Annotated in this window: 4 protein-coding genes; 1 reads left to right on the forward strand and 3 read right to left on the reverse strand. The window is 67.4% G+C overall.

Annotated elements, in window-relative coordinates; genetic code table 11:
- Window positions 1-27 precede the first annotated feature (27 nt).
- From tgt to queA, 3 genes are read right to left on the reverse strand one after another with little or no spacing between them, the layout of a single operon-like run.
- Window positions 28-1,224, reverse strand: coding sequence for a tRNA guanosine(34) transglycosylase Tgt (tgt, locus tag V9K97_RS23910; protein WP_337321130.1), 1,197 nt, complete (start codon window positions 1,222-1,224; stop codon window positions 28-30).
- Window positions 1,221-2,462 carry a PQQ-dependent sugar dehydrogenase gene (locus V9K97_RS23915; RefSeq protein ID WP_337321132.1) on the reverse strand — a complete coding sequence of 414 codons (1,242 nt, stop codon included), beginning with the start codon at window positions 2,460-2,462 and terminating at the stop codon, window positions 1,221-1,223. Before V9K97_RS23915 ends, tgt begins: the two co-directional genes overlap by 4 nt.
- A complete protein-coding gene (queA, locus tag V9K97_RS23920; protein ID WP_337321134.1) occupies window positions 2,459-3,502 on the reverse strand; it encodes a tRNA preQ1(34) S-adenosylmethionine ribosyltransferase-isomerase QueA in 1,044 nt (347 codons plus the stop codon). The genes V9K97_RS23915 and queA overlap by 4 nt, the downstream gene beginning before the upstream one ends.
- 83 nt (window positions 3,503-3,585) lie before the next feature.
- Between queA and recG the strand changes: the two genes are divergently transcribed.
- On the forward strand, window positions 3,586-5,715 hold the full coding sequence (recG, locus tag V9K97_RS23925; protein WP_337321136.1) for an ATP-dependent DNA helicase RecG: 2,130 nt from the start codon (window positions 3,586-3,588) through the stop codon (window positions 5,713-5,715).
- Window positions 5,716-6,171 lie beyond the last annotated feature (456 nt).

The following is a 6,171-nucleotide window of genomic DNA, read 5'->3' on the forward strand; positions in this document are numbered from 1 at the left end:
CCGGCTCGACCGGGCCCGGTGCGGAGGCTACACGCCGCGCGCGCGGTCGGCCTTGAAGCGGGCCCTGAAAGCCGTGAAGGTGCCCGCCTCGAGCGATTCGCGAATCTCGCGCATCAGGTTCAGGTAGTAGTGCAGGTTGTGGATGGTGGTGAGCATCGGGCCCAGCATCTCGGCGCAGCGGTCCAGGTGGTGCAGGTAGGCGCGGCTGAAGCCCTCGCGTCCGCCGTCGTCCCAGCTCACGCCCGACGTGCCCGCACAGGCATGGCAGGTGCAGCTCGGGTCGATGGGCTGCGGGTCGTTCTTGTGGCGCGCATTGCGCATCTTCAGGTCGCCGAAGCGCGTGAACAGCGTGCCGTTGCGCGCATTGCGGGTCGGCATCACGCAGTCGAACATGTCGACGCCGTCGGCCACGCCCTGCACCAGGTCCTCGGGCGTGCCCACGCCCATCAGGTAGCGCGGCTTGTCGGCCGGCAGCCGGTGCGGCGTGTGGCCCATGATGTGCAGCATCTCTTCCTTGGGCTCGCCCACGCTCACGCCGCCGATGGCGTAGCCCGGAAAATCCATGTCCACCAGCGCGGCGAGCGATTCTTCTCGCAGGTTCTCGAACATGCCGCCCTGCACGATGCCGAAGAGTGCGTTCGGGTTGTCGAGCCGCGCGAATTCATGCTGGCAGCGCCTGGCCCAGCGCAGGCTCAGCTCCATCGAGATGCGCGCCTCGGCTTCGGTGGTGATGTGGCCCTTGGTATCGTAGGGCGTGCACTCGTCGAACTGCATCACGATGTCGCTGTTGAGAATGGTCTGGATCTGCATCGAGACCTCGGGGGTGAGGAACAGCTTGTCGCCATTGACGGGCGAGGCGAACTTGACGCCCTCTTCGCTGATCTTGCGCATTGCGCCCAGCGACCAGACCTGGAAGCCGCCCGAGTCGGTGAGGATGGGCTTGTTCCATTTTTCGAACTGGTGCAGCCCGCCGAAGCTCGCCATCACGTCCAGCCCGGGGCGCATCCACAGGTGGAAGGTGTTGCCCAGGATGATCTGCGCGCCCATTTCCTCGAGGCTGCGCGGCATCACGCCCTTGACGGTGCCGTAGGTGCCCACGGGCATGAAGATCGGCGTTTGCACCACGCCGTGGTTGAGCGTGAGCGTGGCCCGGCGCGCATGGCTGTCGGGGTCGGTCTTGAGAAGTTCGAACTTCAGGCGCGGCAGGGACGTGGTGTCGGTCATTTCTGGGTGGCGGCGCCGGCGTCCGGCAGCAGCATCAGGATGGTACGGTTGAAGTCTTCGACGGCGAGCAAGCGGCCCTGCCGGTCGACGGTGATGCCGGTGGGGCGGCCCATGGGTCGCACGCCGGGCTTGGGATTCCAGCCGGCGAGCCATTCGATCGGCTTGCCCGACGGCAGGCCCCGCGCATCGAGCTTGTAGCCCACCACGCGGTGACCGGGTGCCTGGTGGCCGCGCCACGCCACCAGCAGCTGGCCGGCGAAGCGGCTGCCGGCGGGCCCGACGATCATCTGCAGCGGCGCCACGTGCGCGGGCCAGAGCATCAGCGGGGCTTCGGTGGCCTTGCAGTCGTGCCGGTTCTCGTAGCCGCGCGCGGGCCGGCGGTTGCCGACGCAGTAGGGCCAGCCGTAGTCGCGCCCGGCCTGAAGCCGGTTCAACTCTTCGGGGGGCTGGCCCACGTCTTCGTAGTCGATGGAGTTCTCGCCCTGCAGCACGGTGCCCTTGGCCGGGCCGTCCGGCAGCACCGTCAATGCGACCGAGTTGCGCAGGCCCGTGGCAAAGGGCTTGAAGCTCTGCAACTTGTAATCCGGCCCGGCGAGCACGGCTTCGTACACCGTGGCGCGCGGCTTCGGTCCAGCCAGGTCGGGGCAGGGCAGCGGGTATTGCTTCGACGACGTATCGCGGCAGGCATCGGAATCGGAGCCGACGTTAACGTAGAGGCGCCCGCCGGGTCCGAACGCCAGTTCCTTGAGCGGATGCGTGCCGTCGCCCGGCAGCCCGTCGATCACCGTTTCGCGCTGCAGTGCGCCGCCGGGCGAAGGAATAGCCGTGCGCCAGACCGTCCCTGATTCGCCGATGTAGATCTTGCCGTCAGGTCCGGCAACGAGCCCCAGGGGCCGGTCGAGCTGCTCGGCCAGAACGCTGAAGCGCGCGCGCCGCGGCGCGGGGCCCTCGGCGGGCAGCACCATCTCGAGCAGGCGGCCGCGGCGCGGTTCCCACGAGCCCATGTCGACCACCCAGTAGCGGCCCGGCGCGACCTCGAGGATGCGCCGGGGCGCACGCAGGCCCTGCGCCTCGTCGGCCAGCAGCGCGACGCAGGTGCCCGCGGGGCTGCCGATGTCGAGCCGCGCGTACTCGCCGCAGAGCCCCTGAGGCGTGTAGCCGCGCGCATGGCCCGCCGTCGGCAGCAGCATCGCGCATCCGAACGCGGCCAGCCAAAGGCGAAGGGCACTGAACTTCATGGGGCAGAGCGCGCCAGCAGCATGGAGTCGCCGTAGCTGAAGAAGCGGTATCGATGGGCAATGGCGTGGGCATACAGCGCCATCACACGCTCGTAGCCCGCAAAGGCCGAGACCAGCATCATCAGCGTGCTCTTCGGCAGATGGAAGTTGGTGACCAGCAGGTCGACGTGCTCGAAGGCGAAGCCCGGCGTGATGAAGATGCGCGTGTCGCCGCTCGTTTCGCCGCTCTTGGCCCACGACTCGAGCGTGCGCACGGTGGTGGTGCCGACCGCGACCACGCGGCCGCCGCGTGCCTTGCATTCGGCAATTGCGCGCTGCGTGGCTTCGGGCACCTCGTAGCGCTCGGCATGCATCGTGTGCTCGGCAATGTCCTCGGTCTTGACCGGCTGGAAAGTGCCGGCGCCCACGTGCAATGTGACGTTGGCGCGCTGCACGCCGCGGGCTTCGAGCTCGTCGAGCAGCGCTTCGTCGAAATGCAGCGCGGCCGTCGGCGCCGCCACGGCGCCGGGCACGCGCGCGAACACGGTCTGGTAGCGGCTCTCGTCATCAGCCGAATCGGTGTGGGTGATGTAGGGCGGCAGCGGCACGTGGCCGCAGCGGGCCATCAGCGCGTAGGGGTCTTCGCCGGTATCGCTCTCGAAGCTGAAACGGAACAGCGCGCCGTCTTCTTCGGGCCAGCGGCCCAGCAGCGTCGCGCGAAAGCCGCCCACCATCTGCAGCGTGGTGCCCACAGGCGGCTTCTTGCTGACCTTCATGTGTGCGACGACCTCGTTGCCCTGCAGCACGCGTTCGACCAGCAGTTCGAGCTTGCCGCCAGTCGGCTTCTCGCCGAAGAGGCGTGCCTTGACCACGCGCGTGTCGTTGAAGACCAGCAGGTCGCCTTTGCGCAGCAGCGAAGGCAGGCTCTTGAAGATGCGGTCGACCGGCTCGCTGCCGGTGCCGTCGAGCAGGCGGGACGAAGTGCGTTCGGTGGCCGGGTGCTGCGCCACCAGTTCGGAGGGCAGGTCGAAATCGAAATCGGAAAGCGTGAAGGCGCGCATGGTGCTTGAGGGCCGGACGGGCCCGTGCCAAGGAGGCGTGGAAGATGAGTAAAAGCGTGGCCGGAGCCGGGCAGAATTGTCCCATGCCCGCTTCCGCGAAGTCAGTGCCGCCCGAAAAGACCTCAAGCCCGACCGCCGCCGCCCCAGCGGCGCCCGGCGCCGGCCTGAGCGCCGTGCAGCGCGCACTGCGCAAGCTCGGCCTGGTGCGCGACATCGACTTCGCGCTCTACCTGCCGATGCGCTATGAGGACGAGACCCGCATCGTGCGGCTGGCCGACACGCGCGACGGCGACATGGCGCAGGTCGAAGGCGTGGTGACGGAGTGCGAGGTGGTGTTTCGTCCACGTCGGCAATTGATTGCGACCATCGACGACGGCAGCGACACCTGCCAGCTGCGCTTTTTCAATTTCTATCCTTCGCAGCAGAAGCAGCTTGCGGTCGGTGCGCGCGTGCGCGTGCGCGGCGAGGTGCGCGGCGGCTTTGTCGGGCGGCAGATCATGCATCCGACCGTCAAGGCGGCCGGTATCTCGCTGCCCGAGGCGCTCACGCCCGTGTACTCGACTGTGGCCGGGCTCCCGCAGCCGGTGCTCCGGCGCGAGGTGCGCTCGGGCTTGGCGCGTGCGGTGCTCGACGAGACGATTCCGATGCAGATTGGGCTGCGAGGCGCCTGGGACCTGCGCAGTTCGCTGACCTTCCTGCACTACCCCACGCCCGACGTGGCCATGGCCACGCTCGAGGACCACAGCCACCCCGCCTGGCAGCGCATCAAGGCGGAGGAGTTGTTGGCGCAGCAGCTTTCTCAGCTGCAGGCGCGGCTGGAGCGGGCGGCTCAGCGCGCACCGGCGCTACCCTCTTCCACCGAGCCGGAGCCGAGCTCGCTGCATGCGCAATTGCTCGCGGTGCTGCCCTTCGGCCTGACCGGCGCGCAGCAGCGCGTGGGCGAAGAAATTACGCGCGACCTGGGCCGCGAGATTCCGATGCACCGCTTGCTGCAGGGCGACGTAGGCTCGGGCAAGACGGTGGTGGCGGCGCTTGCTGCCGCGCGGGCCATCGACGCGGGTTTTCAGTGCGCGTTGATGGCGCCGACAGAAATTCTTGCGGCCCAGCACTTCGGCAAGCTGGTGGGCTGGCTCGATCCGCTGCTGGCCGAGCGGGGCTTGCGCGTGGCGTGGCTCACGGGCAGCCAGAAGAAGAAGGAGCGCGACGCCATGTCGGCCGCGGTGGAAAGCGGCGAGGCAGCCCTGGTGATCGGCACGCATGCCGTCATTTCGGAAAAGGTGCGCTTCAAGAACCTGGCGCTCGCGATCATCGACGAGCAGCACCGTTTCGGCGTGGCCCAGCGGCTCGCGCTGCGCGGCAAGGCAGTCGGGCACCTCGAACCCCACTTGCTGATGATGAGCGCCACGCCCATTCCGCGCACCTTGGCGATGAGCTATTACGCCGACCTGGATGTCTCCACGCTCGACGAGCTGCCGCCGGGCCGAACGCCCATCGTCACCAAGCTGGTGGCCGACCACCGGCGCGATGAGGTGATCGATCGCATCCAGGCGCAGGTCGAACAGGGGCGGCAGGTGTACTGGGTGTGTCCGCTCATCGAGGAGAGCGAGGCCGTCGACCTGCGCAACGCGACCGAAACACGCGACGAACTGGCCGATGCATTGGGCCCCGCGGTCAACGTCGGGCTGCTGCATTCGCGCATGCCCACCGCCGAGAAGCAGGCGGTGATGGCGGCTTTCACGGCCAACGAAATCCAGGTGCTGGTGAGCACCACCGTGATCGAGGTGGGGGTGGACGTGCCGAACGCCTCCTTGATGGTGATCGAGCACGCCGAGCGCTTCGGCCTCTCTCAGCTGCACCAGCTGCGCGGCCGTGTGGGACGCGGCGCCGCGGCATCGGCCTGCGTGCTGCTCTATGCGCCGGGCGACAGCGGGCGCGTCGGCGAGGCGGCGCGTGCCCGGCTCAAGGCCATGGCCGAAACCAGCGACGGCTTCGAAATCGCGCGCCGCGACCTGGAGATTCGCGGCCCGGGCGAGTTCCTGGGTGCGCGCCAGTCGGGCGCACCATTGCTGCGCTTTGCCGACCTGACCACCGACCTGATGCTGCTCGACTGGGCGCGCGAACTCGCGCCCGTGATGCTTGAAAAACACCCGGACCTGGCGCAGCGGCATATCGACCGCTGGCTTGGCACCAAGGCCGAGTACCTGAAGGCATAGGTCTCCTTACCCGAAAGGCGACCCCTAGTGATTCCTAACAGAGTGTTAAAAAAGATGCACGCTTCTACTGGATTCGGCGCTGTTCCGCGCAACGGCCTTTGATTGCAGAGTGTTAAATCAGAAAACCCCACCGGATTTCGTGTCCCGAGCTCCTAACAGAGTGTCAAAAAATTGAGTGTTACTGAAGTCAGGCCCCTCCGGATCGAATCCATTCGTTTTGGAGGCAGACCACGGCGCTGTTGAGGCAGATGGGCCACTGGTGGGCTTTGCTCGTTCAAAGCCAATTTTGGAACTTCCGCTTCAGACTGGTTGCGGTCAGTCGGCGTGGCCCGCTGATTGTCTGCTGTGCGCCGCAATCGAGTCATCCGGCAGCGCATTGATCCGCCTTACCGCCGCAGCAAGGAGGACGGATCTGCGCTGCTCAATCGACGCTCGCTCAGATTTCTGTCTGCTCCG

This window comes from Variovorax sp. CCNWLW186 (assembly GCF_037203865.1).
Taxonomy (GTDB): Bacteria; Pseudomonadota; Gammaproteobacteria; order Burkholderiales; family Burkholderiaceae_C; genus Variovorax.

Coding starts and splice junctions, on each gene's coding strand:
- V9K97_RS23915 (WP_337321132.1), bottom strand. CDS start 2,462: ATGAAGTTCAGTGCCCTTCGCCTTTGGCTGGCCGCGTTCGGATGCGCG.
- tgt (WP_337321130.1), bottom strand. CDS start 1,224: ATGACCGACACCACGTCCCTGCCGCGCCTGAAGTTCGAACTTCTCAAG.
- queA (WP_337321134.1), bottom strand. CDS start 3,502: ATGCGCGCCTTCACGCTTTCCGATTTCGATTTCGACCTGCCCTCCGAA.
- recG (WP_337321136.1), top strand. CDS start 3,586: ATGCCCGCTTCCGCGAAGTCAGTGCCGCCCGAAAAGACCTCAAGCCCG.